Source organism: Streptomyces sp. NPDC043896, assembly GCF_056435605.1.
The window spans coordinates 128,265-152,751 of record NZ_JBWKEE010000016.1 but is presented as its reverse complement, the minus strand read 5'-3'; the positions used below and the strand labels follow the sequence as shown (position 1 = coordinate 152,751).

Genomic DNA, 24,487 nt, shown 5'->3' with positions numbered 1-24,487 from the left:
TGTGAGTCGTCCTGGACCGAAGATCCCGCCGGTGGCGCTGTCCGATGCCGAGCGGGCGATGTTGCAGTCATGGGTGCGCCGTCGTTCGAGTGCCCAGTCGCTGGCACTGCGATCACGGATCGTCCTGGAGAGTGCGGACGGTCACGCGATCGCGGAGGTCGCCCGGCGGCTGGGCATCACTACCGACACCGTTCGGGCCTGGCGACGGCGCTTCCTGGAACGCAGGCTGGACGGCCTGTGCGACGAACCGCGGCCCGGCGTTCCCCGGAAGATCACCGACGCCTGGAACGTGTCATCGTCAAGACGCTGGAGGAGACACCGAAGGACGCCACGCACTGGTCGACTCGGTCAATGGCCGCGGCGACCGGGATGCCGCAGTCAGCGATCTACCGGATCTGGCGGGCTTTCGCCCTCCAGCCTCACCGGGCGGAGACGTTCAAGCTGTCGAAGGATCCGCTGTTCATCGACAGGGTCCGTGACGTGGTGGGCTTGTGTCTCGATCCGCCGGAGCGGGCTTTGGTGCTTTGTGTGGACGAGAAGTCGCAGATCCAGGCCCTGGACCGGTCTCAGCCGGTACTGCCGATGATGCCCGGGGTGCCCGAGCGCCGCAGTCACGATTACGTGCGCGCGGGCACCACCACCCTCTTCACCGCCCTGGACACCACGACCGGGAAGGTCATCGGTTCGATCCACCGCCGTCACCGTGCGGTGGAGTTCAAGAAGTTCCTGGTCAAGCTCGACAAGGAAGTGCCGGCAGATCTCGATCAACCCCGTCCATTCGTCTGGACGAAGACAGCCGACGAGATCCTCGACAAAGTCGCTGCCTATTGCCGACGAATCTCTGGTTCGGATCGCTAGCTCACTGCGGGTTCCTTGTCCGGTTAGCGAAGCGATTCAGGCCGGGCGATGAAGCGGGTGAGCTCCTCGGCGGCGCCGCGGGGCAGGCTGGCCACCGCTGCGTCCGGCAAGGCCGTGATCACGGTACGCAACCGGGTCCCGAGGTCCGGGAACAGGGCCCAGGCCGAAGCCGGGACGTTCACAGCAGCAAGCAACAAGTCACCCTCGTAGAAATAGGCGTCAAGCATCGGCTCATCAAGCAGCAAGCGCACTGCGAGCGGAAGCACGTAGGAGAGGGCCACCTGCTGGGAGATGAGGGTGCGTAGATCCGCCGACCCGAGTTCGCCGAGCGGAACCTGCCGCAGCTCATGCACCTTGCGTATCAAACGGGTCGCGTCAGAGCCAGGAGGCGCCCAGCGAGGCGGGTCCAGCTCATCGAGCGTGCGGTCGAGGTGCAGCAGACGGTCCATAGGGTTCATTGTCGCTGGAACAGGAAGGGAATCTCTGACTCAGGACACTAGAGGGTGTCCGCCGGATCATGGCCGGGCCCGGGCCGCCTGGCACCGCGGCTTACCGCGTTGTCGTCGGTCGCGGGCCGTCGCACCGGTCGTGCACCGCCTCCCCGCTCCCTTCCGCACCGTGCTCCCGCCGCCGCCCGCTCGCCGGGCCGGGGGCCCGCAGGGTTCCTATGCTCGTAGGAGGACGGCCATCGGCACCGTACGGACGAGGGAGGCGGGTGGCATGACCGGAACGGCGGACGACCGCGAGGCCGACCGGGCGCTCAAGGCGAAGCACCGGACGATGTGGGCCCTCGGCGACTACCCGGCGGTCGCCACGCAGGTCGTGGCGGGCCTCGGCCCCGCGCTCGTGGAGGCCTGCGCGGTCAAGGCCGGGGACCGGGTCCTGGACGTCGCCGCCGGGTCGGGGAACGCCTCGATCCCGGCCGCCCTGGCGGGCGCCGACGTGGTGGCCTCCGACCTCACGCCGGAGCTGCTGGCCGTGGGGCGCAAGGAGGCCGAGGCGCGCGGCGCGGTGCTGAGCTGGCAGGAGGCGGACGCCGAGGCGCTGCCGTTCGAGGACGGCACCTTCGACACGGTGATGTCCTGCGTCGGGGTCATGTTCGCCCCGCACCACCAGAGCGCCGCCGACGAACTGGTCCGGGTCTGCCGGCCCGGCGGCACGATCGGGCTGCTCAGCTGGACCCCCGAGGGGTTCATCGGGCAGATGTTCGCCACCATGAAGCCGTACGCGCCGCCGCCTCCGCCGGGGGCCCAGCCGCCGCCGCTGTGGGGGCGGGAGGAGCACGTACGGACGCTGCTCGGCGACCGCGTCACCGGTACCGAGGCACGCCGCCGGTCCCTCCGCGTGGACGCGTTCCGCGAGCCGGAGGATTTCCGCGAGTTCTTCAAGGGCGCCTACGGGCCGACGATCGCCGTCTACCGGAGCATCGCCGACGACCCCGGGCGGACCGCCGCCCTGGACGAGGCCCTCGCCGGCCTGGCGGCCGGCGCGCTGCGGGACGGCGTCATGGAGTGGGAGTACCTGCTGCTCACCGCCCGCCGCGGCGACCGGGCGGGCTGACCTCGGACGGTCCCCCGGGGCGCGCCGCCGACCGGCCCAATGGCGGCGTCGCGGCGGCCGGCGGGCGATCGTGGAGGGCCGGGCCGGTACGGGACCTGCCGGCGGAAGGAGTCTCGGTGGCAGTGGTATCCGAAGAGTCGGCCGGGCGGTACGGCGAGGCGCTCTTCCGGCCCGAGCACCCGGGGGAGGGCGAGCGCATCGACCATGCCGCGGTCGTCTACGACCCGGTCACGCGGGAGCGGCTGCGCGCGCTCGGCGTCGGTCCCGGCTGGCGCTGCCTGGAGGTCGGCGCCGGTACGGGCACCGTGGCCCGCTGGCTCGCCGAGGAGGCCGGTGCCGAGGAGGTCGTCGCCCTGGACCGTGACACCAGCCGGCTGGAGCCGCTCGCGGGGCCCCGGCTGCGGGTGGTGGCCGGTGACGTGCACGAGCTCGACGCCCACGCGGAGCCGGGCGGGTTCGACCTCGTCCACGCGCGGTTCGTGCTCATGCACCTCCCCGAGCGCCGGGCCCTGGTCGACCGGCTCGCCAAACGCCTCAGGCCCGGCGGGTACCTCGTCCTCAGCGACGCGGTGGACGTCCCCGACCCCGGTGACACGCACTCCGCGTACCGCCGCACGATGGACACGATGTGGCGGACGCTCGCCGAGACCATCGGCACCGACATCGCGGCCGTACGCGCCTACCCGCACATCCTGCGCACCGCCGGTCTGGCCGGGGTCGCGGCGGAGCTGGTCTGCCCGCCGCTGACCCCGGGCGCCCCGCTCGCCGCCTTCTGGCGGGAGACCTGGCAGCGGATGCGGACGGACCTGGTCGCTCCGGGCCGGCTCGAACCGGCGGTCTTCGACGAGGCGCTCGCCTACCTCGACGCGCCGGGCCTGGCGGAGATCGGGCCGGGGATGCTCACGGTGTGGGGCCGCCGCCTGCCCCCGGGCTGACCGGTCTCTCCCTCCCCGCGCCGGGCGGCCCGTCCCCGGTCCTTCAGTGCGCGGTCCAGGTGAACTTGCCGCCCCCGACCCACCGGACCTCGTCCAGGTCGTCGAGGTTGTGGATGGTGATGCCCGCCTCCGCGGCGACCAGCAGGACGTCCGTCATCGACGTGGCCCGGCCGACGAACTCGCCGTCGAGCTCGACGATCCGGAAGGGCGGGGTGCCGGGCTGGACGCCCAGGACCGTGATGCGTGCCGGGGAGAGGTGCGGTGTGAAGCCTTCGGTCATGGGGAGACGGTTGCACGCCGTGACCGGTGAGGGGCGCGGCGACACGGCCCGGGGGGCCGATCGGCGGCGTACGGGCGAGCGGCCGCCCGGCGGGCGGGAGCCGGCCGGTGCGGGACGGGCGGGACGGGTCAGAAGTGGTCGGGGCGGGCCGGGGTGGTCGGGGCGGGCCGGGGTGGTCGGGGCAGGCCGGGGTGCTCAGGGCCGGCCGTGGGTGCTCAGGGCCGGCCGTGGGCGGTCAGACCCGCTGCCAGGCGGCGGCCGCCCAGGAGAACAGGCCGAACAGGACCAGCCCCGCCGCCACCACGACCAGCAGCCACGGGCCGGCCGGGGTCTCGGCGAAGGTGCGCAGGGTGTCGTCCACGCCCTTGGCCTTGTCGGGGTCGTACTCCAGCGCCGCGTAGAGCGCGCACCCGCCCGCGGCCGCGAACAGGGCGCCGCGGGCGAGGCCGCCGGACACCCCCAGCACCTCGACGGCGCCGGTCAGCCACGCGGGCCGCGCGGGCGGATCCAGTTGCTCGCGGAAGGTGCGCCGCGCCGCGTTCACCGCGATCACGAGGCCGCCGACGGCCACCCCGAGTCCGGCGAGGCCGACGATCCAGCGGCCGGCGGGCAGTTCCATGAGGGCCGCGGTGGCGTCGCGCGACTGCTCGTCGCCGGACTTCCCGCCCCCCTGTCCGGCCGCGAAGGCGATGACGGACGCGGCGACCACCGCGTAGAACACCGCCCTGGCGGCCGCGGCCACGCGTTTGCCCGCCTTGCGCCCGTCGGGTCCGGCGCCCCCGAAGACGGCCTCCGAGAGCCGCCACAGGGTCATGGCGACGAGTCCGGCCCCGACGGCCCAGATCAGGAGCCTGCCCAGCGGCCCGCCCGCCAGTCCGGCGAGGGCGCCCTGCCGGTCCGCCTGCTGCCCCGGGTCCTCGCCGAAGGCGATGCGCAGGGCGATCGCCCCGACCAGGACGTACAGCACCCCGCGCGTGGCGAGTCCCGCCCGGGCCGCGGCCACGACCCCGGTGCGCGGGGCGCCCGCCTCGACCGGGCTTCGCTCAGAAGCCGTCTGCATGATCACCTCTCCGGTCCGGAGCGCCGGCGCGCTCCCCGGGGGCGTCTGCCCCGTCCCGCGCGGTTGTCCCAGGCGCGTCGGGGGCGTCACGTTCCGTGGAGGGGTGTTCCACGGCCGGTGCGGGTCAGCGGGTCAGCGGCCCAGCGCTCCGCGCAGGGTGATCCCGTACCGGGTGCGCAGGCGGTACACCTCCCAGACCGAGAGCGCGGTCACGGAGAGCGGGCCGCCGAAGAGGAAGGTGTAGAGCACCTCCGGCGGGGCGGCGACGTCCGGGCCGTTGAAGAGCTGGAAGGCGAAGAGCGACCACACCAGCAGGGGCGAGAGCAGCGCCGGGAGCAGCTGGTGGACGTCCGAGGCGCGGAAGCAGGAGGCCACGCAGACGTAGGCCGCGAGAACCGTGTACGGGACCGAGACGATCAGGACGGCGAGGGAGAGCAGCCAGCCGACGAGGAGGGTGATGAAGCTGAACAGGGAGCAGAGGATGCCGCGGCCGAAGATTCCGGAGTAGAAGTCCGTCAGGTCCACTCCGTCGACCAGGTCGCCCTTGACGGTCGTGAGGGAGAGCCAGAACAGCGCGGGGCCCAGGGCGAGCCCCAGCATGCACACCAGCGGTCCCAGCAGCCGGCGGGCGAAGGTGCGGCGCCGGTCCGGGGTGCCGGCTATGAGGAAGGCGGTGATGCCGAGGATGCTCCCCACCAGCAGGATGGCGCAGGCGATGCCGAGTTCGAAGAGTTTGCCGAGGACGAACTCCTCGCGCCCCGAAGTCAGCGGGTAGGCCACGACGAGCCATACGGCGGCGACCATGCCGAGGAGGGTCCGCCCGACCTGCATCCCGCTGATGAGCCGGTCGTCCGGGCGTTCGTCCAGTCCCGGCGCGTGGGCGCCCATGCAGGTGTTGAAGAACGCGTTCACCGTGGCGAGGGGTCCCGCCGCTTCGTCGTCCGCCTGCGGTCTGACCGTGCTCACGTGCTGCTCCCCCGGGTCCTGCGTGTGCTCCGCGCGGCGGATGTGCCCGGCCGCGAACGTCGAACACCCTAGCGGATCTTGAGCGGTTGGCCGTCCACGGGATCCCGGGGCCGCCAACCGTCCGTTCCGCACCGCCGTGCCCGTGGCACCGGCGGCCCTGACCCTCACGGCCTGCGGCCCCGGAGGGGAGAAGGCCCGCTGACGGGCGCGTGGAGCCCCGTCATGTGCCGCCGGTGTCGGCCGGGGTCTGCGTCCTGGCCAGCGCCAGCACCCCGGCGCAGATCAGGGCCAGGCCGAGGAACTGCGGGAGCAGCCACCACCGGGCCCGCAGGTGCTCCTCGTACAGCAGCACGCCCAGCGCGATGCTCACCCCGGCGTCGCCGAGGGTCAGCGCGGGCTGTGAGGCGACCAGCGGTCCGCCCTGCATGGCGTGTTCGAGCAGCAGCAGTGCGCAGATGCCGCTGGCGCCGAAGGCGTACGTCTCCCAGGCCGTCAGGAACGCTCCGACGCCGCCGTCCTGGAACACGTGGACGGCGGATTTCATCAGGGCCGCGGTCAGCGCGTAGCAGACGGCGGTGGCCGCGCCGAGGCATCCGGCGCGCATCCGGCCGGGCGGGTGCCGCAGTCCGGCCACGGCCAGGGCGGCGACGGCCGCCGCGCACGCCGCGAGCGCCAGGACCCAGCGGTCGAACGGCACGTCCGTGCGGTTACCGGTCGGCGCGGCGGCGACCAGCACCACCCCGAGTCCGGCGACGACCCCGGCGACGGCGAGCCAGAGCGCGCCCGGCAGCGGGCTGCGGGCCAGCAGCGAGGCGATCAGCAGCGCGAGCGGCAGCTCCAGCACGAAGAGGGGCTGTACGAGGGCCAGCGCGCCCGTGGCCAGCGCGAGGGCCTGTCCGACGCCGGCCGCGATCACCGCGAGGATCCCGCCGAGCCATACGGGACGCCGGAGCAGGTCGAGGACGAGCCCGAACCGGAATCCGTCGCTCTGCGGCACGGTGAGCGACGCACGCCGCTGGAGGACCGTGGCGAGCGCGTTGCTGAACGCCGCGAACAGCGCGAAGAGGACCGGCAGGAGGAAGCCCATGCCCCGATCCTCACCGCACTCGCCGCCGCCCGCCGCGTCGGCGCACCGGGAACTCCCGATTGCCGGTTCACCGGCCGGCCCCGGAGCGACACCGCGCGCCGGCCGCGTTCTCCGGCGCACCGTCCGGTACGCGGAAGGCCCCGGTCTCCGTGAGGAGACCGGGGCCTTCGGTCGAGCGCTGGGCAGGCCTTGCACCTGCATTCCCCCACGGGAAGTGGGGTGTCTTTCCTTGGACCACCAACGCGGGTCCCGTCCCCCGCGTTTCGCGGCGGCGAGCTCGAGATCAACTATACGGCACGCGGAGCACCGGTACGCACGGCCGGTAGCGTGGCCGCATGAAGATCATCGACCTGGAGCCGGGCGACCCCCGGCTCAGCGACGACCTGCTGCCGGTGCTGCGCGAGCTGCGGCCGCACCTCACCGAGCAGTCCTTCCGCGAGGTCTACGAGGAGGGCCACGGGCAGGGGCTGCGCTTCACCGCCGCCTATGACGCGGACGGGGTGTGCGTCGGCGCGGCCGGCTGGCGGGTGATCGCCAACACCAGTTCCCTCCGCAAGCTGTACGTGGACGACCTCGTCACCGCCGCACGCGCCCGGTCCGGCGGGGTGGGGCACGCCGTCCTCGCGTACCTGGAGGCCAAGGCCCGGGAGGCCGGCTGCGGCCTCCTGGACCTCGACTCCGGGACCCAGCGCCTGGAGGCCCACCGGTTCTACTTCCGCGAGCGGATGTCCGTCGGCGCGTTCCACTTCGACAAGCCGCTGGACGGCGAGGGCCTCCCGGCGCCGGAGTAGGCCGCCGGAGGCCAGGTCAGCCGGTGCGGACGAGTCCGAGGACCTTGGCGCCCAGTTCCAGGGCCTCGTCGGTTTCGCGGACGCACTGCTGGAGGTCGATGAAGCAGCCGTCGGCCCCCGTCTCCCCGATGCCGGTGAGCACCGCCGCGATCTCCTCGTACGAGGTGCCGGGCTTGGGGTTGTAGCGGATGTCGCGGCGCAGGGCGCCGGGGTCGCGCCCGGCCTCCTCGGCGGCCTGCCGGGCGACGGCCCAGAGGCGGGTGAGCGCCTCGGGCGGCAGCACCGCGCCGGCCCAGCCGTCGGCCCGGCGGCCCACCCGGCGCATGGCGGCGGGCGAGAAGCCTCCCAAGTAGAGCCTGGGACGCGGCTGTTGGGCGGGGCGCAGGCCGAAGTGGGCGCGCGGGACGCGCCAGTGGCGGCCCTCGTGCCCGAACTCCTCCTGCGTCCAGATGCCCTGGAGGATGTCGAGGATCTCGTCGAGGCGTTCGCCCCGCCTTCCGAAGTCGGCGTTGACCGCGGTGTATTCGTCACGGAGCCAGCCGATGCCGAAGCCCACGTCGAGGCGGCCTCCGGACACCAGGTCGAGCGAGGTGAGGCTGCGGGCCAGCAACAGGGGCGGGTACCAGGGCGCGTTGAGGGTGCTGGTACCGAGCCGGACCCGGCTGGTGGCGGTGGCGGCGACGGTCAGGACGGTGAGCGGGTCGAGGAAGGTCCGGTACTCCGGAGGGTAGGGGTTCTCGGGCGTGTGGCCGGGGTAGATGTCGCTCGGCTCGACCGGGGTCAGCGAGCGGTCGCCGACCCGGAGCGAGTCGAAGCCGGCGTCCTCCGCGTCGCGTGCGAAGCCGGCGATCCGGGCGGGCCGCGCGTGCGTGCCGTACTGGGGCAGTGCGATGCCTATCTCCATGGGCCCATCGTGGACGCCCGGTGGCCTCGCGGCCGAAGGGTGCCACGCGTGACACGTGACACAACGGCCTTGTCCCGCAGTCCCGCCGCGGCTCCCGCGGACCCCGCGCTGCCGGCGCCGGTCACCCTGGGCGCCGTAACACGCCGTTGGTCAGGTGAATGCCGGGCAGGAGACCCGTACAAGCGGTGTGATCCTGCTTCGACGTTCCGTCATCGACCTTGGAGTGACATGCGTATTCGAACTGCGATCGCCGCCACCGTCCTGGCCGCGGCCGGCATCCTCGGCGCCGGCGGCTCGGCCCTCGCCGACGCCAACGCCGAGGGCCTGGCCATCGGCTCCCCGGGCGTGCTGTCCGGCAATGTCGTCCAGGTGCCGGTCCACATCCCGATCAACGTGTGCGGCAACAGCATCAACGTCATCGGCCTGGTCAACCCGGCCGCCGGCAACGTCTGCGTCAACACCTGATCCCGGCGCGGCCCCGGCCGCGCTCCCATGGGTCCCGCCCGGTGGGCACTGCCCCCGGGCGGGACCGCCGTCACGTGCGGGCCGCACCCCCGGGCAGGTCCCCGGGTCCGGCGGGATACCGTGTTCCTCCAGTTCAGAAGGGGGAACAGTGATGTCGCACGACGCGGGGTGGGGACCCCACCCGGGACAGGCCGGACCGCAGTGGGGAGGCGGCGGCTGGTTCCCGCCGGCCCCTCCCCAGCCGGGGGTCATCCCCCTGCGCCCGCTCGGTGTGGGCGAGATACTCGGCGCCTCCTTCTCGGCGTTCCGCCGGTACTGGAAGCCGCTGGTCGGCGTGATGCTCGTGGTGCAGACCGCAGGACTCCTGCTCGTGGCCGCGGCGGTCGCCATCGCCGTCCTCGCCGTGGGCAGCGGCTTCTCCGGGGCCTTCGACCTCGACCGGGACACGACCGACGGTTCGGACGTGGCCGCCGCGTTCCTGACTCTCGTGCCCGGTGGTGTGGTCCTGCTGCTCGTGATGCTGGTGGGCACGGCGGCGATCGCGGCCCTGTGTCCGGCGGTGGCACAGGAGGCCGTGCTCGGCCGGTCCGCCACGTTCCGCACCATGTGGCGGCGCAGCTGGTCCCGGCTCCCCTCGGTGCTCGGCGCCGTTTCGCTCATCGGGCTGATCACGGGCGGCCCGGTCGTCCTGATCTACGCGGTCGGATTCCCGCTCGTCATCATGGGCTCGGACGACTCCGGCCTCCCGGCGGGCCTGTTCCTGCTGATCGCGGCCGTCCTGGCCTGGATGCCCGTGGCCGCCTGGCTCGCGACGCGGTTCGCCCTCGCGCCCGCCGCTGCGGTGTTCGAGGGGCTCCGCCCGGTCGCCGCGCTGCGGCGCTCGGCCCAGCTGGTGTCCGGGAGCTGGTGGCGCGTGTTCGGCGTCACCCTGCTCACGTACCTCGTGGGGATGATCGGCGGTTACGCCATCCAGCTGCCGTTCGGCTTCGTCGGCATGCTCGCGCTCTTCCCGGCCGCGCTGGCAGCGGGCGCGAACGACGGGGTGACGGGTACGCTCATCCTCGGCATCACCGTGTACCTGCTCTGCCTGCTGCTCGGCATCGTGGTCAGCACGCTGTTCCAGCTGGGCTACCCGCAGCTGGCGGTCTCGCTGCTGTACGTGGACCAGCGCATGCGCAAGGAGAACCTGGCGCCGGCGCTGATCGCGGCCGCCTACGCCGCCCCGCAGCCGCCGGCCCAGGGCCCCGCGTCGCCCTGACGAGGGCGCCGGACGGGGCCCCGCACCGGGTTCGCGGCGGCCCGGTCACGGCGCCGGACGGCCGCCGCGCGCCCGGGCTTCCGCGCGGGGCCGCCGGGTCAGCGGGTGGCGCCGAAGTTCTGCGTCCAGTACTGGCCGGGCTGGGCGAGGCCGATGCCGATCTCCTTGTAGGAGCAGTCGAGGATGTTCCGCTTGTGGCCGGGGCTGTTCATCCAGCCCTCCATGACCTGCTGGGCGGTGCTGTAGCCGTAGGCGACGTTCTCGCCGTACGTCCGCCACTCGTACCCCGCGCGGGTGAGGCGCTGGCCCGCGTCCGAACCGTCGGAGCCGGTGTGGGACATGGTGCGGTGGGCCGCCATGTCGGCGCTGTGGTCCTGCGCGGCCTTCGTGAGCTTCGCGTTGACGGTGAGCGCCGGGCAGCCCGCGGCGGCACGCGCCTGGTTGACGAGCGCGAGGACCTCGGCCTGGGCGCCGGTGGGCGCCCCGGAGGCCTCCGGGGCGGCGGGCCCGGCGGGAGCGGAGGCGGGCCCGGCCGGCTGCTGCGGCCGCTCCTGCCGCGGCTCGGGCTGCTGGGGGCGCGCGGGCGGCGCGGCCTCGACGACCGGCTCGGCGGGCTGTTCGGCGGGCTGTTCCGCGACGGGCTGCGCGGGGGCCGGGGCTTCGGCCTCCGGCACCGCGGGGGCACCCGCCAGGACCGGGGCGCCGGCCGGCGGCTGGGAGCCGGGGTCGGCGAAGGGGACGTCGTGCCGGGCTGCGGCGGGCCGTACGCGGCCGGTGTCCCCGGTGTCCAGGCACGCCATGGCCGCGGTGGGCACGCCCACGACCGCCAGGGCGCCGACGGCGACGGCTATCTTCCGGTAATGCGTCTTCTTACGGTGCTTCTTCATGCGGGACCTCACTCGGTGATCGCGAAGCTCCCGGCGCCGGACCGCGAGGGCGCCGGAGGAGTCGCCATTCTTAGAAGCCCCGCAGGGGCATGGCAAGCCGGCACCGGTGGCGCCCGCGAGGGCGGCGGTTCCCGGCTTGAAAGGGCGGGGAGAACGTGCATGCCCCGTCGCGGCCCCGTCTGCGCCGAGCTGACGCGCCGCTAGAAGCACCTCTCATCAGGAACGTTGGGAGGGCTGAAATGAGGGTCCCCAATTCCGTTTCCGGCGGTGTGCGGCATGTCTACGCCAAACAGGGACAAAAGATGAAATGCACGTGCACGGAGCGTCTCCCGAGGCCTCGCCCGGCCCCCGCGGGCCGTGTGTCGCATGTCACGAAACCGCCGAGCCCCGCACGCCGTCGGCTGACGGACGTGCGGGGCTCGGCTGCCGCACGGCGGGGTCCCCCGGCCGGGGCGAAGCTCACGGGCTCCTGCGGCAGGGCGGGTGCGGGCCGCTCAGAAGGAGTACTTCGAGGCGGTGGAGACGACGCACTCCTTGTACTCGCTGCCGTTGCCCTTCCCCAGGTAGGGGGTCTTGGCCTCGGTCGACTGGGACGAGCCCGCCTTGACCTTCAGACCGCTCACCATCGCCTGGGCGGGGACCGCCGTCGAGGTCGCGTCGCCGCGGAACTTCATCGTGATGTTGTAGGTGTAGTCCACCGCACCGCTGTTGGTGACGGTGAGCCGGGCGACGAGGTTCTTGCCGGTGCTGTCCAGCTTGCACCCGTCGATGCGGATGTCACGCTCGGCGCGGTCACGGCTGGAACCGCCCGTGGACGTGGAGGAGCTGGTGCTGGAGCCGGTACCACTGCTGGTACCGGTGCTCGTGCCGGTGCTGGTGCTGCTGCCGCCGACGGTGCTGCTGTCGAGGCTGCCGCCGGTGCTGCCCCCGCTGGAGCTGCTGTCGAGGCTGCCCCCGCTGGAGCTGCTGGAACTGCTGGAACTGCTGGAGCCGCTGGAACCCGAGCCGGAGCTGCTGCCACCACAGCTCGCGCCGTGCGAACCACGGGCTCCGGTGAGTGCGACGACGGCGATGCCGAATACGGCGACCGCGCGGACATGGCGAAGCTTCACGTTCAAACCCCGTTGACTATCAGTGAGCAAGACGGCCCGTCTTGACGGGCGCACGTCACCCTACAGCGGCCAGGAGAGTGATCCGGACACCCTCCGTCGGCGCGTCGCACGGGCTCTGACGGCCGGTCCGCAAGTCGAAGAGGGTCCCGCGGCGCACCCGCCACCGCGACCGCACATCTCCGTCGCCACATCCGCACCGGAGGTACACATCACCCTCACGCGGCCCTCCCCGCCCGACGGGGCGCGGCCCGCGACGATGCGTGTCAGGGTGAACGGGAGGCATCCGCACCCCGGCACCGAGGAGTCACCCGTCATGGGCGGTACGAAGGACCAGCGCGAGGAGCCCGGCGAACGGCGCGAGGAACGCAAGCGCCCGCAGCCGCCCAGCCAGGACCCCGTCCACCCCGAGCCCATCACCAAGTCCCGCAGCAAGCGGGCCGAGGAACTGGGGCGGCGCCGGCGGGAAGAACGCCGGCGTGCCGGACACGACGAGGACGAAGGGGACTCCTGAGGCGCGGGGCCGGCGGGCGCGTGAAGTGCCCTACCCGCGCCCGCGCCCGCTCTCGCTCACCTGACGGGCGGACGCCGCCGCCCTTGCTCCGGCGGGTCGTCGTCGGGCCACAGCCCGATCATGTCCAGCAGGGCCTCCAGGTCCTCGGCACCGATGGCACGGGCGGCGACCGCACGGCGGGCGGCGGCCCGGTCCACACGGCCGGCCGGGGCCAGCAGCGCCGGCTCGTCACAGGCGAAGGGATCCTTCATGGGACCGATGCCACCACGCCCCCGGCACTTCCGCAGCCGCCGTTGCTCCCATCGGCCCCGGTTTCCCGGGCCGGGAGCAGGCGTGTCGCCGCACGGCGCCGGGCGCGTCGCGCGTTCCATGGGAGCCCCGGACCCGCCTCCGCGCACGGCGGCACCCCGCGGCCCGGGCCGAGACGAGGGAGAGCACCCATGAGGATCCACCTGACCAGCGTCTTCGTCGACGACCAGGACAAGGCCCTGCGCTTCTACACGGACGTGCTGGGCTTCGTGAAGAAGACCGAGGTGCCGCTCGGTGCCGACCGGTGGCTGACGGTGGTCTCGCCGGAGGATCCCGACGGCACCGAGCTGCTGCTGGAGCCCGACGGTCACCCCGCCGTGAAGCCGTACAAGACGGCGCTGGTCAAGGACGGCATCCCGGCCGCGGCCTTCGCCGTGGACGACGTCCGGGCGGAGTTCGCACGGCTGTCCGCGCTCGGGGTGCGCTTCACCCAGGAGCCGCGGGACATGGGCCCGGTCACCACCGCGGTCCTGGACGACACCTGCGGCAACCTCATCCAGATCATCCACGGCGCGTAGGCCGTGTCTTCTGGATCGGGCCCGGGCGCGGGAGCCGGGGTGACCGCCCCTTAGGATGCCGGGCGGGCGGGGCCGTAGCGCAGAGGTCGTCGCGCGCGGTCTCCAAAACCGCGAGGACGCCGGTTCGAATCCGGTCGGCTCCGCCCTCCTCCCCGCCCCGGCACCGGGCACGGAGCGTCAGCGGCGGTGCGGGCCACCGCCCTCCCGGCGCTCCCGGCGGCGTCGGCCGAGGGCCCCCGCCAGTCCCACGAGGCCGCCGGTGATCGCTCCGGCGACGAGGATGCGCAGCAGGTCTTCCATGGAGTACTCCCCCTCTGGTCGGCTCCGGGCAGAGGTCTTCCATCCGCTGGGACCTCTGTTCGATGACGAACGGGGACACTAACGAGGCGCGCCGCGCCTGGCTTGGAAGAATCCGGCCTCGCCCCTCACAGCGGAAGCGCTCCCTCCGCGACGCGTACGGCGGCCAGCCGTCCGGGAGTGGTCCCGGCCAGGGCGCGGAACTCCAGGTTGAGGTGCGCCTGGTCGTAGAAGCCGCAGGCGGCGGTGACCTCGACGGGGTTCGCGCCCTCCCGGGTGATCAGCGTCAGGGCCCGCTGGAAGCGCAGTACCCGGGCGGCCGTCTTGGGCGTCAGGCCGATCTGCCGGGTGAAGCGGCGGGTCAGGTGGCCCGGGCTCCAGCCCACTTCGCCGGCGAGCCGGGCGACCGGGACCGCCCCGTGCGCCCGGGTCAGCAGCTGCCAGGCGCGGGCCACCTCGGGCGAGGGCTCGGGGCCGCGTTCGAGCCTGGCGGACAGGGCGGTGTCCAGCAGGTCGAAGCGGGTCGCCCAGTCGCGGGTGGCGGCCAGGCGCTCGACCAGGTCGCGGGCCCGGGGGCCGAGGACGTCGCCGAGGTCGGCGACCCGGTTGGCGAGTTCGCTCATCGGCACGGCGAACAGCCGGTACCCGCCCAGCGGGGTCAGTTCGAGCCGGATCGCCTCCTGCCCGCCGGGGTGGTCGCACTCCCTGGGCCCGTCTTCCAGGCCGGCGACCAGGGAGCCGGTCACCCGGGCCGGTTCCCCGGGGCCCGTGTCGCCCAGCCGGGTCAGCCGGGTGAAGGGCTCGCCCAGGCTGATCACCACGACGGCCCGGCCCGTGGGCACCAGCCGCACCCGGTAGGGCGCGGCCGCGGTCTCCCAGTAGCCGGCGTAGCTGTGCACGTACGGGCGCAGGTGGCCGGGCCACGGCCGGGTCACCCGCCAACGGCCGTTGCCCACCCGGGTCATCGCGACTCCCCGGCCGGGCGGCTCCGCGCTCGCGTCCACCGGCACACCCCCGCTTCCCGATCGGCCCTCAGCATCGCAGAGAGCCGGGCCGCGGGCGCCTGATGTTCGCGCCACGTCCGCTGTCGGCGCCCGTGGCCAGGCCGTGTCTTCTGGATCAGGCCGGATCCAGAAGACACGGCCTAGGCTGGACCGATGAGCGAGATGGAGATCGTCGCCGAACAGGGCGCGTGGCGGGGCGGGTTCGAGGAGCGGGTGCTGGCCGGGTACCGGGCGGCGGGGTGCTCGGAGCCGCTGGCCCGGGCCCTGCTGGAGCGGGCCGTGAAGGGCATCGACGGCTGGACGGTGGCCACCGACGGCAACGGGTGGGCCGCGGTCGAGGTGGCCGAGGACAACGGGGCGACGGTCGGCCGGATCCACGACCTCACGGTGCCGCGGGGGCGCGCCTGGGCGGAGCGGTGGTGCGCCGAGCGCGGCGCGCAGCGGGTGGAGGTCCGGCTCACCGGCGGTGCGGGGGCCTTCGCCGACTATCCCGTACGGGGACAGAACCGCATGCGCAAGGTGGCCGAACGGCCGCAGCTGCCGCCGGGGCTGACGGTCCGCCGGCTCACCGAGGAGGAGTACCCGGGCTGGTACGCGGGCGAGGAGGCCGCGTACGTCTCGGACATCGTCCGGGCGGGGGCGCTCACCCCGGAGCAGGCGAAGGAGAAGTCCGACCGGGACTTCGCCCGGTACCTTCCGGAGGGCTACCTCACGCCCGGCCACGCCTTCTACGCCCTGGAGGCCGAGGGGCGGGTCATAGGCACCGGCTGGGTGAACCACGGCTTCCTGCCGGGCGTCACCTTCGGCTTCTCGCTGGAGGTGTACGAGGAGCACCGCGGCAAGGGGTACGGCCGGGCCGCGATGGCGGTCGGCGAGTGGGCCACCCGGCAGGGCGGTGACGAGGCGATGATGTTCAACGTCTTCGGCGGCAACGAGGTCGCGATGAGCCTGTACGACAGCACGGGCTTCGCGGTGCTGGACGAGTTCCGCTCCATCGACCTCTGACGGAAGGCCCCGGTACGGAAACCCGGGTGGCCCCGGCGCGCCATCCGGGTAGGGTCGGGCGATGCCCGAGCTGAAGCGGCTGCATGCCGACCACGGCCCGGCGGTCCTGGCCTTCGAGCTGGCGAACCGCACCTACTTCGCCGCCTCGGTCCCCGACCGCGGCGACGGCTTCTTCGACCGGTTCGCCGACCGGTACAGCGCCTTGCTGGCTGAGCAGGAGGCCGGCGTCTGCGCCTTCTACGTGCTCGTCGCCGAGGACGGCTCGGTACTCGGCAGGTTCAACCTGGTCGACATCGAGCAGCACGCCGCGGATCTCGGCTACCGGGTCGCCGAGCACGTCGCCGGCCGCGGCATGGCGACCGCGGCCGTTCAGGAGCTGTGCCGGCTGGCGGCGTCGCGGCACGGGCTGCGCACACTGCGGGCGGCCGCCGCCCACGAGAACGCCGCGTCCCGGAAGGTGCTGGCCAGGGCCGGGTTCGTCCTGGCCGGCCCAGCCGACCCGGCGGACCTCGGCGGTGAGCCGGGCAGCTGGTATCGGCGTGACCTCCTGCTCCAGCCGTGAGCCGCGATCTTGCAGGGGGGCCTCGGCTGCGCGCTCCTCAGGGGCGGACGGTCGCGGTGGTCTGGGCGAGGAGCCGGAGGGCGGTGTGGTCCGCGGAGCCGGCCGGGGCGGTGGCCACCAGCAGGGTCTGGTCCTCCGTGATGCGCAGGGCCTGCTGGGTGACGGTCAGGTTGCCGACCAGCGGGTGCCACATCTCCTGCTCGGCGGCGGTGCAGGGGCGGGCCCGGTGGTCGGCCCACATGGTGGCGAACTCGTCGCTCTTCATGCTGAGTTCGCCGACCAGGGCGCCCAGCATCGCGTCGTCCGGGTGGCGGCCGGCCGCGTACCGCAGGTTGGCGACGGCGGCCCTGGCCTTGGACTCCCAGGTGCCGTACAGCTCGCGCAGGGCGGGGTCGAGGAAGATGAGCGCGGCCATGTTGGGCCGGTCGTCCGGCCGGTCCGGCGCGGTGGGGTCGAGGTGGCCGGCGAAGAGGGCGTGGCCCAGGGGGTTCCAGGCGAGGACGTCGGCGCGGCGGCCGGTGACGACGGCCGGGACGTCGGGCATGGACTCCAGCAGCACGCGGGTGGGCTCGTCGACCCGCTCCGCGGGCGGGCGGCGGGCGGCCGGCCGCCTCGCGGCCGTTCCGGCGAGGTCGTGCACGTGCCGCCGCTCGGCCTCGTCCAGGTGCAGCGCGCGGGCGAGCGCGTCCAGCACCTCCGGCGAGGCGTTGTGCGAGTGCCCCTGCTCCAGCCGCGCGTAGTAGGAGGCGCTGACCCCCGCGAGGAGGGCGAGTTCCTCGCGGCGCAGGCCCGGGACGCGGCGGCGTTCGCCATAGGTGTCGAGGCCGATGTCCGCCGGGGTGAGCCGGGACCGGCGGGCCTGCAGGAACGCGCCGAGGCTGCTGTGTCCTTCCATGCCTGCCAGTATCGCGGGGCGGGCGGGGGCTTGCCTCTCCCTGCCGGGGATAGGCAGCGGAGGGTGTGGCTGCCCGGCGGAAGCCCGCGCAGGGTTGGGGCCATGAACAACGCAACCGACACCATCGGACTCGGCGACATCAGCGTGACCCGGGTCCGCGAGTACTACGGGCCGCTCGGGCTCACCCCGCACGAGTTCATCCCCGGGAGCAGTGAGGAGGTCTGGCCGGCGCACGCCGACTGGCTGCGGCCGGACTTCGTCGACGGCGAGCCGCCCGTCTCCCGGGTCGCCCTCCAGACGTGGGTGCTGCGCAGCGAGGGCCGCGTCGTCCTCGTCGACACCGGCGGCGGCAACCACAAGGCCCGGCCCGGAACGCCCTGGGACCGGCAGGAGACGGCGTTCCTGGCGGAGCTGGCCCGGGCCGGGGTCAGGCCCGAGGACGTCGACCTGGTGGTCAACACCCATCTGCACGGGGACCACGTGGGCTGGAACACCCGGCTCGAAGGGGACGCGTGGGTGCCCACCTTCCCCAACGCCCGCTACCTCGTCAACCGGAACGACTTCGAGTTCTGGAACCCCGCCAACGGCCACCCCTCCGTCCTCGGCGACGGCAACGCCGGAGTCTTCGAGGACAGCGTGGCCCCCGTCCACGAGGCCGGGCAGGTGGTGCTGTGGGAGGACTCCTACCGGATCGACGCGAACCTGCGGCTGGACCTCGCCGCCGGGCACACCCCCGGCTCCAGCGTGCTGACCCTGGCCTCCGGCGGCGACCGGGCGGTGTTCGTGGGCGACCTGCTGCACAGCCCGGTGCAGATCATGGAACCCGACGCCAACAGCTGCTTCTGCGAGGACGCCGTGCAGTCCCGGGCCACCCGGCGGCGGCTGCTCGGCTGGGCCGCCGACCACAACGCGCTGCTGGTACCGGCGCACTTCGGCTCGCACGGTGCCCTGGAGGTCGTACGGGACGCGGGGGCCTTCGCGGTGAAGGGCTGGGCGCCGTTCGCCGCGTACACACCGGGCGACGAGGGCTGACGCCGGGCGGCGCGCCCCGGGGCCGCCCGGTCCCCGGGCCGCCGGAGCGGTGCGCGGCAGGGGTACGCGGCGAGGGGTGCGGCGGAGGGATGAGGCGGCCGGATGCGAGTAGGGTCCGTCATGGACAGGGAGCAGCCCAGACGGAACGGACCCGATCCCCCATGTACGCAGCCGAGCGCCAGCACCGGATCGTCCAGCTGGCCCAGGAGCGCGGCCGCGTCGAAGTCCCCGCGCTGGCAGTGGAGTTCGGAGTCACGCAGGAGACCGTACGGCGGGACCTGACCGCCCTGGAGCGGGCCGGCCTGCTGCGCCGGGTGCACGGCGGCGCCCTGCCGGCCGGGGGGCTGCGCCTGGAGCCGGGGCTCGCCGAACGCGATTCCACCGCGGCGGCGGCCAAGGAGCGGATCGCCCGGGCCGCGCTCGCGCTGCTCCCCGAGGAGGGCAGCCTGCTGCTGGACGCCGGCACCACCGTCTCCCGGCTGGCCGCCCTGCTCCCGGTCGACTCCACCCTCACGGTGGTCACCAACGCGCTCCCGGTGGCCGCCCGGCTCGCGGAGCACCCCGGGCTCAGCCTCCACATCGCCGGCGGCCGGCTGCGTCACCGTACGCAGGCCGCGGTGGACGCCTGGGCCCTGCGGGACCTCGCGGAACTGACGGCCGATGTCGCCGTGATCGCGACCAACGGCTTCTCGGCGGAGGCGGGGCTGACCACCCCCGACCTGGCCGAGGCGGCGGTCAAGCGGGCCATGGTGGCCGCTGCCCGCCGGGTGGTGCTCGTCGCGGACTCCTCCAAGTACGGCGCCCGGCACTTCGCCCGCTTCGCCGCGCTGGAGCAGGTGGACGTGCTGGTCACGGATACCGGGCTGACGGAGGAACAGGCGGCCGGGATCTCCGCCCGGGGGCCGCAGGTGATCCGCGCCTGAGGGCCCGTGGGCGCTTCGAGGGCTACGACGGCAGCCGGAAGCCGTTGAAGAGGTCGTCCATGCCGCGCAGGGCCAGGCGGCCGGGGGTGGCGCGGACGGCGAGGTCGCGGAACGCCGCCGCCAGCGGGTTGCGGAGCGCGCCCAGGCGGCCGACCCGGCGGGCGCGGACGCGGACGGCGTCGGTGCGGTCGCGGCGGACGGCGGTGTAGGCGGCGAGGGCGGCCGGGACCGGGTCCCCGCCGTCCGGGTGCGGGGCGCCGGTGACGTCTCCGGCGGGGAGCAGGTGGGCGAGGACCACCGCGTCCTCGATGGCCTGGCAGCCGCCCTGGCCGAGGTTGGGGGCCATGGCGTGGGCGGCATCACCGAGCCAGGCGATCCGGCCGTGGTGCAGGCGCGGGAGCGGGGCCGCGAGGTCGTAGAGGTCGTTCTGGAGGACGGCGGCGGCGTCGAGACGGCCGATGCGGTCCAGCAGCGCCGGGATCGGCGCGTGCCAGGAGCCGAAGCGGCGGCGGAGTTCGGCGCGGGGGTCGGCGGGGCGGGTGCCGGCCGGGACGCGCGCGGTGGCGTAGAGGTAGTACCGGCCGTCCGCGAGCGGGGTCACCCCGAACCGCTCGCCCCGCCCCCAGGTCTCGCTCATGGCCGGCACCCGCAGGTCCGGGGCGTCGACGATGGTCCGCCAGGCGGTCTCGCCGATGTAGTGCAGGCCGGGGTGGGAGGGGAAGTACGCGCGGCGCAGCGGGCTGTGGATGCCGTCGGCGGCGACGACGAGGTCGGCGGGCAGGGCCGGGCCGGCCGCCGTACGGACGGTCGCGCGTCCCGTGTCTGCGGCCGGGTCGACGCCGGTCACCTCCGTGCCGTGGCGGACGGTCCCCGGTGGCAGGGCGGCGGCCAGGGCCGCGGTGAAGACCGGACGGGGGACGGCGATCGGGGGCAGGCCGTAGCGGGCCGTCATGTCGGCGGTTTCGGCCCGGGTGAGCCAGCGGCCGTCGGGGCGGCGTACGCCCATCGCCGCGGGTACCGAGCTGCCCGCCGCGTGGGCGGCGTCGACCCCGATGGCTTCGAGCGCGCGCAGGGCGTTGGGGGCGAGGCCGATGCCGGCGCCGGTGGCGGGCGGTTCGGGGGCCCGTTCGCAGACGGTGACGTGCCAGCCCCGGCGGTGCAGGGCGAGGGCCGCCGTGAGGCCTCCGATCCCCGCCCCGGCCACCACCGCGTGACGTTGCCGCATGCGACACCACCCCTTCCCTCGGGGACGGCCCATGGCCGCCGAACCCCGACTCTACAGCCGTAGAGCCGGGGTTCGGCCGTCACCCCGGGAAGCGCCTTCGCCTCCTCCGGTCCGCGTTTCCGCGGCCGGCCGGGGGTCAGGGGTTCCGCTGCCGCGTCGCGGCCCCGTCGGGGACCGCCGGGGCGGGTGGTTCCGCGAGGAGGTCGTCGACGAGCCGGAGCCGCGTCTCCGGGAACCTCTCCTCGATGGCTTCCGCCATCATCGCGACGCCCTCCGGGTCGGGCACGGCGCAGCGTTCGCGCGTCTCCTCGTCCGGCCAGCGCGCGTACGCGACCCAGGTGCCGTCGTCCGCGCGGTGGAGGCGGGAGCCGTGGCTTCCGCAGTCGCGCAGGATCGCCTCCGTCACCCGGTGCCACCCTTCGGCGAACCGTTCCTCCATGCCCGGCCGCAGCCGCCACCGGTAGATCACCGCGAACATGCTTCCCCCGTCGTCCTCGTCGGCCGCCGCCGGTCGTGCGGCGTTCCCCGGGTCCACCGTACGGTGCGGGGCGCCGGCGGCGGCCCCGGCCTCAGGCTCCGGTGAGCGGACTCCGCCCGGCCCGGCGGCGGCGGATGCTCACGGTGGCCGCGCAGACGAGGACCAGGCCCACCGCGAGCGGGCCGCTGTAGACGTCCCGCGTCCACAGCGGCGTGCCGAGGACCGCGAAGGGCAGGGCGGCGAGGAGGACGGCGGGTGCCGTGCGCAGACGGGCGAACGCCGTCCGCCCGGCCAGGGCCGGCCCGGCCGCCGCCGGTACGGCGAAGCCGAGTGCGCCGACGGCCTCCGACAGCGGGCCCAGCGTCAGGACGCCGGCCGTCAGCGCCGTCCACAGCAGGAGGGCGCCCAGCCCGGCGGCCGTCCGCACGCGGGGCCGCGGGCGCAGGTCCGCCGGGCAGAGCAGGGCGACAAGGACGGCGAGGAGCAGGGGCCCCCTGAAGAGGACCAGGCTTCCGACGCCGCCGCCCAGGCGGAACAGGTCGGTCACGGCGGTCAGGGCGAAGCCCGCCAGCGTGGTCCAGACGCCCGGGGCCCAGCGGCCGCTCAGCGCGAGCGCGGCGCCCGGCACCATGACGAAGTGGCCCGCCACCAGCAGGTCGAAGGGCACGGCGAGCGCGGCGGGCAGGCCGGGGTAGGTGGCGGCCGGGAGCAGCAGGCCGGCCCACCACAGCGCGTTCGCACCGGCCGCCGCCACCGCGAACGGGGCCACCGCCGCCAGGAGCCGTCCGGAGCGTCGCGCCGAGCCGATCCCGAGGCGCATGCGCAGCGCGTGGCCGGCGATGTCCAGCCCCTCCCGCACGCGGGCGGCCCGGCCCGCTCCGCGGGTGGCCTCGCGGTGGGCCTCGGCGATCTCGTCGCCGAACTCCCGGCGGAACGCGGCCGGGTAGAGGCGCAGGAGCGCGGTCATGCCGTCACCGTCCCGCCGGTGAAGCCCGCCGGGCCGGGCGCGGCCTTCGCGCCGAGCCCGAGGCGGCGGGTGGCCTCCTGGGCGGTGCGGGCGATCCGGGCGGCCTCGGCGGCCAGGACCTCGCGGCCGGGCGGGGCCAGCGCGTAGCTGCGCCGCCGGCGGCCGTCGACCACCTCTTCCCCGTGGACGGCGATGAGCCGCTGTTCGAGGAGCCGTTCGACGCATGCCGGTAGCCGGCGCACCCCGGTGCCTGACGGGGCGGGAGGTGACTTCCACGGCCGGGAGGCGGTACGAAGGCGTACGTGAAGGAACAGACCCAGGCTTCGACCGTCCGCGTGTTCATCGCCCTCGCGCCTCCCGACGACGCGAAGGAGGAGCTGGAGCGGGCGCTCGGCCCCGCGTACGCGGCGTACCCGCGCATGCGGTGGAACCGCGTCGAGGACTGGCACATCACCCTGGCGTTCCTCGGCGAGCTCCCGGTCGCGGCCGTTCCGCCGCTGCGGGAGCCGCTCGCCGGGCTGGCGGCCGCGCGCCGGCCCCTGCGGCTGTCGCTGCGCGGCGGCGGGCACTTCGACGAGCGGGTGCTCTGGAGCGGGATAGCCGGGGAGCTGGCGGAGCTGCACGTCCTGGCCTCCGAGGTGCGGGCGGTGGTCAAGGAGTGCGGGATCTCCTTCCCGGACCGGCCGCTGCGCCCGCACCTGACGCTGGCCCGGGCCCGCCGCGGCGATCCCGCGGCCGCCGTGGAGGCCGCCGCCGGGCTGGCCGGTTTCGCCGGGCGGGAGTGGGAGGCCGGGCGCCTGCACCTGGTCGGCAGCAACGTCGGCCGAGGGCCGGGACCGATCCACTACCGGGACATCGCGTCGTGGCCCTTCGACGGCCGGGGGTGAGGGCGGCCGGAGGTGAGAGCGGCCGGGGCCAGGGCGGCCGGCGGGCGTGAGGACGGGCCGGGGGCGGGCCGGCGCGCGCCGGGAACCGGCACGGCGCGGCCGCACGAACCCGGAATTGCATGACCATGCGGCGGCATGCATAATCTTCCTATGTCTAAGGTCCTCACCTCCCTTCCCGCCGGCGAGCGCGTCGGCATCGCCTTCTCCGGCGGACTCGACACCTCCGTCGCGGTCGCGTGGATGCGCGACAAGGGTGCCGTCCCGTGCACCTACACCGCCGACATCGGCCAGTACGACGAGCCCGACATCGCCTCGGTGCCCGGCCGCGCGAAGACCTACGGTGCCGAGATCGCCCGCCTGGTCGACTGCCGGGCGGCGCTGGTCGAGGAGGGCCTGGCCGCGCTGACCTGCGGCGCGTTCCACATCCGCTCGGGCGGGCGGGCCTACTTCAACACCACCCCGCTCGGCCGCGCCGTCACCGGCACCCTGCTGGTCCGGGCGATGCTGGAGGACGACGTCCAGATCTGGGGCGACGGCTCGACCTTCAAGGGCAACGACATCGAGCGGTTCTACCGGTACGGCCTGCTCGCCAACCCGCACCTGCGGATCTACAAGCCCTGGCTGGACGCGGACTTCGTGACCGAGCTGGGCGGCCGCAAGGAGATGTCGGAGTGGCTGGTCGCCCACGACCTGCCCTACCGCGACAGCACGGAGAAGGCGTACTCCACCGACGCCAACATCTGGGGCGCCACGCACGAGGCGAAGACGCTGGAGCACCTGGACACCGGCGTGGAGACGGTCGAGCCGATCATGGGCGTGCGGTTCTGGGACCCGTCCGTCGAGATCGCCACCGAGGACGTGACGATCGGCTTCAACCAGGGCCGCCCCGTCACGATCAACGGCAAGGAGTTCACCTCCCCCGTCGACCTGGTCATGGAGGCCAACGCCATCGGCGGCCGCCACGGCATGGGCATGTCGGACCAGATCGAAAACCGGATCATCGAGGCCAAGAGCCGCGGCATCTACGAGGCGCCCGGCATGGCCCTGCTGCACGCCGCCTACGAGCGCCTGGTCAACGCGATCCACAACGAGGACACCCTCGCCCAGTACCACAACGAGGGCCGGCGCCTGGGCCGGCTGATGTACGAGGGCCGCTGGCTGGACCCGCAGGCCCTGATGGTCCGGGAGTCCCTCCAGCGCTGGGTCGGCGCGGCCGTCACCGGCGAGGTCACCCTGCGGCTGCGGCGCGGCGAGGACTACTCGATCCTCGACACCCGGGGCCCGGCCTTCAGCTACCACCCGGACAAGCTGTCCATGGAGCGCACCGAGGACTCCGCCTTCGGCCCGGTGGACCGCATCGGCCAGCTCACCATGCGCAACCTGGACATCGCCGACTCCCGCGCCAAGCTGGAGCAGTACGCCGTCCTCGGCCTGATCGGGACCGGCAGCCCCGCCGTCGGTGCCGCGCAGGCCGCCGCGACCGGGCTGATCGGCACCATGCCGGAGATGCCGGAGGGCGGCGCCGAGGCCATCGCCTCGCGCGGCGAGGTCTCGGCCGACGAGGAGATGCTGGACCGGGCCGCGATGGAGTTCGGCACGGACTGACCGGCCGGCGGTACGACGACGGGCCCGGGGGGGGGGGAGGGGGGGGGGGGGGGGGGGGGGGGGGGGGGGGAGGGGGTGGGGGAGGGGGGGGGGGGGGGGGGTTGGG

29 protein-coding genes, 1 tRNA gene and 1 pseudogene are annotated in these 24,487 nt (G+C 74.4%); 15 read left to right on the top strand and 16 right to left on the bottom strand.

Features of this window, described 5'->3' with window-relative positions; all coding sequences use genetic code 11:
* Positions 1–58: 58 nt before the first annotated feature.
* Positions 59–765: pseudogene (locus tag AC069X_RS23465) on the top strand (IS630 family transposase); the annotation flags it as partial.
* A 116-nt stretch (positions 766–881) separates the two neighbouring features.
* Here AC069X_RS23465 and AC069X_RS23460 read toward each other — a convergent pair.
* On the bottom strand, positions 882–1,307 hold the full coding sequence (locus AC069X_RS23460; RefSeq protein ID WP_478731055.1) for a contact-dependent growth inhibition system immunity protein: 426 nt from the start codon (positions 1,305–1,307) through the stop codon (positions 882–884).
* Positions 1,308–1,578: 271 nt separating this feature from the next.
* On the opposite strand from AC069X_RS23460, the gene AC069X_RS23455 reads away from it, so the two are divergent.
* Together AC069X_RS23455 and AC069X_RS23450 are read left to right on the top strand one after the other, a co-directional pair.
* Complete coding sequence (locus AC069X_RS23455) at positions 1,579–2,418, top strand: class I SAM-dependent methyltransferase (protein ID WP_478731053.1); 840 nt, start codon at positions 1,579–1,581, stop codon at positions 2,416–2,418.
* 116 nt (positions 2,419–2,534) lie between these two features.
* Complete coding sequence (locus AC069X_RS23450; protein WP_478731051.1) at positions 2,535–3,353, top strand: class I SAM-dependent methyltransferase; 819 nt, start codon at positions 2,535–2,537, stop codon at positions 3,351–3,353.
* Positions 3,354–3,396: 43 nt separating this feature from the next.
* Here the strand turns inward: AC069X_RS23450 and AC069X_RS23445 are convergent, their stop codons facing one another.
* The 4 genes from AC069X_RS23445 to AC069X_RS23430 all read right to left on the bottom strand — a co-directional run bounded on the left by AC069X_RS23445 (position 3,397) and on the right by AC069X_RS23430 (position 6,746).
* A complete protein-coding gene (locus AC069X_RS23445) occupies positions 3,397–3,633 on the bottom strand; it encodes a hypothetical protein (RefSeq protein WP_478731049.1) in 237 nt (78 codons plus the stop codon).
* A 235-nt stretch (positions 3,634–3,868) separates the two neighbouring features.
* Positions 3,869–4,693: a DUF1206 domain-containing protein gene (locus AC069X_RS23440; protein ID WP_478731047.1), complete on the bottom strand. Its 825-nt coding sequence runs from the start codon at positions 4,691–4,693 to the stop codon at positions 3,869–3,871.
* A 132-nt stretch (positions 4,694–4,825) separates the two neighbouring features.
* Positions 4,826–5,659 carry a hypothetical protein gene (locus AC069X_RS23435; protein WP_478731045.1) on the bottom strand — a complete coding sequence of 278 codons (834 nt, stop codon included), beginning with the start codon at positions 5,657–5,659 and terminating at the stop codon, positions 4,826–4,828.
* Between the two features lie 220 nt (positions 5,660–5,879).
* A complete protein-coding gene (locus AC069X_RS23430) occupies positions 5,880–6,746 on the bottom strand; it encodes a DMT family transporter (protein ID WP_478731043.1) in 867 nt (288 codons plus the stop codon).
* Positions 6,747–7,081: 335 nt separating this feature from the next.
* Here AC069X_RS23430 and AC069X_RS23425 point away from each other — a divergent pair, with 335 nt between their 5' ends.
* Complete coding sequence (locus AC069X_RS23425) at positions 7,082–7,537, top strand: GNAT family N-acetyltransferase (RefSeq protein WP_478731041.1); 456 nt, start codon at positions 7,082–7,084, stop codon at positions 7,535–7,537.
* 16 nt (positions 7,538–7,553) lie between these two features.
* Here the strand turns inward: AC069X_RS23425 and AC069X_RS23420 are convergent, their stop codons facing one another.
* Positions 7,554–8,441 (bottom strand): TIGR03619 family F420-dependent LLM class oxidoreductase, encoded by an 888-nt coding sequence (locus AC069X_RS23420; RefSeq protein ID WP_478731039.1) that lies wholly within the window; start codon positions 8,439–8,441, stop codon positions 7,554–7,556.
* Positions 8,442–8,669: 228 nt separating this feature from the next.
* On the opposite strand from AC069X_RS23420, the gene AC069X_RS23415 reads away from it, so the two are divergent.
* Complete coding sequence (locus AC069X_RS23415) at positions 8,670–8,906, top strand: chaplin (protein ID WP_478731037.1); 237 nt, start codon at positions 8,670–8,672, stop codon at positions 8,904–8,906.
* 151 nt (positions 8,907–9,057) lie between these two features.
* Positions 9,058–10,164, top strand: a complete 1,107-nt coding sequence (locus tag AC069X_RS23410) for a DUF7847 domain-containing protein (RefSeq protein ID WP_478731035.1) — start codon at positions 9,058–9,060, stop codon at positions 10,162–10,164.
* Between the two features lie 98 nt (positions 10,165–10,262).
* Here the strand turns inward: AC069X_RS23410 and AC069X_RS23405 are convergent, their stop codons facing one another.
* Together AC069X_RS23405 and AC069X_RS23400 are read right to left on the bottom strand one after the other, a co-directional pair.
* Complete coding sequence (locus AC069X_RS23405) at positions 10,263–11,051, bottom strand: CAP domain-containing protein (protein ID WP_478731033.1); 789 nt, start codon at positions 11,049–11,051, stop codon at positions 10,263–10,265.
* Between the two features lie 494 nt (positions 11,052–11,545).
* A complete protein-coding gene (locus AC069X_RS23400) occupies positions 11,546–12,163 on the bottom strand; it encodes a hypothetical protein (protein ID WP_478731031.1) in 618 nt (205 codons plus the stop codon).
* Between the two features lie 313 nt (positions 12,164–12,476).
* Between AC069X_RS23400 and AC069X_RS23395 the strand changes: the two genes are divergently transcribed.
* Positions 12,477–12,674 (top strand): hypothetical protein, encoded by a 198-nt coding sequence (locus AC069X_RS23395; protein WP_478731029.1) that lies wholly within the window; start codon positions 12,477–12,479, stop codon positions 12,672–12,674.
* 56 nt (positions 12,675–12,730) lie between these two features.
* On the opposite strand, the gene AC069X_RS23390 is transcribed toward AC069X_RS23395, so the two are convergent.
* On the bottom strand, positions 12,731–12,925 hold the full coding sequence (locus tag AC069X_RS23390) for a hypothetical protein (protein WP_478731027.1): 195 nt from the start codon (positions 12,923–12,925) through the stop codon (positions 12,731–12,733).
* 189 nt (positions 12,926–13,114) lie between these two features.
* Between AC069X_RS23390 and AC069X_RS23385 the strand changes: the two genes are divergently transcribed.
* Positions 13,115–13,501 carry a VOC family protein gene (locus AC069X_RS23385; RefSeq protein WP_478731026.1) on the top strand — a complete coding sequence of 129 codons (387 nt, stop codon included), beginning with the start codon at positions 13,115–13,117 and terminating at the stop codon, positions 13,499–13,501.
* A gap of 68 nt (positions 13,502–13,569) precedes the next feature.
* Positions 13,570–13,644: transfer RNA gene (locus tag AC069X_RS23380), tRNA-Trp, on the top strand.
* Between the two features lie 34 nt (positions 13,645–13,678).
* Here the strand turns inward: AC069X_RS23380 and AC069X_RS23375 are convergent.
* Both AC069X_RS23375 and AC069X_RS23370 read right to left on the bottom strand, forming a co-directional pair.
* Positions 13,679–13,801: a hypothetical protein gene (locus AC069X_RS23375; RefSeq protein WP_478731024.1), complete on the bottom strand. Its 123-nt coding sequence runs from the start codon at positions 13,799–13,801 to the stop codon at positions 13,679–13,681.
* 125 nt (positions 13,802–13,926) lie between these two features.
* Entirely contained in the window at positions 13,927–14,802 is an 876-nt protein-coding gene (locus AC069X_RS23370) for a helix-turn-helix domain-containing protein (RefSeq protein ID WP_478731022.1), read from the bottom strand.
* 153 nt (positions 14,803–14,955) lie between these two features.
* Between AC069X_RS23370 and AC069X_RS23365 the strand changes: the two genes are divergently transcribed.
* Positions 14,956–15,807, top strand: a complete 852-nt coding sequence (locus AC069X_RS23365) for a GNAT family N-acetyltransferase (RefSeq protein ID WP_478731020.1) — start codon at positions 14,956–14,958, stop codon at positions 15,805–15,807.
* Between the two features lie 61 nt (positions 15,808–15,868).
* Positions 15,869–16,369, top strand: a complete 501-nt coding sequence (locus AC069X_RS23360) for a GNAT family N-acetyltransferase (RefSeq protein ID WP_478731018.1) — start codon at positions 15,869–15,871, stop codon at positions 16,367–16,369.
* A gap of 37 nt (positions 16,370–16,406) precedes the next feature.
* Here the strand turns inward: AC069X_RS23360 and AC069X_RS23355 are convergent, their stop codons facing one another.
* Positions 16,407–17,264: a helix-turn-helix domain-containing protein gene (locus AC069X_RS23355; RefSeq protein WP_478731016.1), complete on the bottom strand. Its 858-nt coding sequence runs from the start codon at positions 17,262–17,264 to the stop codon at positions 16,407–16,409.
* A 102-nt stretch (positions 17,265–17,366) separates the two neighbouring features.
* On the opposite strand from AC069X_RS23355, the gene AC069X_RS23350 reads away from it, so the two are divergent.
* Positions 17,367–18,296 (top strand): MBL fold metallo-hydrolase, encoded by a 930-nt coding sequence (locus AC069X_RS23350; protein ID WP_478731014.1) that lies wholly within the window; start codon positions 17,367–17,369, stop codon positions 18,294–18,296.
* Positions 18,297–18,457: 161 nt separating this feature from the next.
* Entirely contained in the window at positions 18,458–19,219 is a 762-nt protein-coding gene (locus AC069X_RS23345) for a DeoR/GlpR family DNA-binding transcription regulator (RefSeq protein WP_478731012.1), read from the top strand.
* Positions 19,220–19,241: 22 nt separating this feature from the next.
* Here the strand turns inward: AC069X_RS23345 and AC069X_RS23340 are convergent, their stop codons facing one another.
* From AC069X_RS23340 to AC069X_RS23325, 4 genes are all read right to left on the bottom strand, one after another.
* Complete coding sequence (locus AC069X_RS23340; RefSeq protein WP_478731010.1) at positions 19,242–20,444, bottom strand: FAD-dependent monooxygenase; 1,203 nt, start codon at positions 20,442–20,444, stop codon at positions 19,242–19,244.
* 136 nt (positions 20,445–20,580) lie between these two features.
* Positions 20,581–20,922, bottom strand: coding sequence for an antibiotic biosynthesis monooxygenase family protein (locus tag AC069X_RS23335; RefSeq protein WP_478731008.1), 342 nt, complete (start codon positions 20,920–20,922; stop codon positions 20,581–20,583).
* A 91-nt stretch (positions 20,923–21,013) separates the two neighbouring features.
* The gene (locus AC069X_RS23330; RefSeq protein ID WP_478731006.1) at positions 21,014–21,889 is read right to left on the bottom strand and encodes a hypothetical protein; all 876 of its coding nucleotides are present in this window, start codon (positions 21,887–21,889) and stop codon (positions 21,014–21,016) included.
* Positions 21,886–22,131 (bottom strand): hypothetical protein, encoded by a 246-nt coding sequence (locus AC069X_RS23325; protein ID WP_478731004.1) that lies wholly within the window; start codon positions 22,129–22,131, stop codon positions 21,886–21,888. Before AC069X_RS23325 ends, AC069X_RS23330 begins: the two co-directional genes overlap by 4 nt.
* A gap of 60 nt (positions 22,132–22,191) precedes the next feature.
* Here AC069X_RS23325 and thpR point away from each other — a divergent pair, with 60 nt between their 5' ends.
* Both thpR and argG read left to right on the top strand, forming a co-directional pair.
* A complete protein-coding gene (gene thpR, locus AC069X_RS23320) occupies positions 22,192–22,776 on the top strand; it encodes an RNA 2',3'-cyclic phosphodiesterase (protein WP_478731002.1) in 585 nt (194 codons plus the stop codon).
* A gap of 150 nt (positions 22,777–22,926) precedes the next feature.
* Positions 22,927–24,381, top strand: a complete 1,455-nt coding sequence (gene argG / locus AC069X_RS23315; RefSeq protein ID WP_478731000.1) for an argininosuccinate synthase — start codon at positions 22,927–22,929, stop codon at positions 24,379–24,381.
* Positions 24,382–24,487 lie beyond the last annotated feature (106 nt).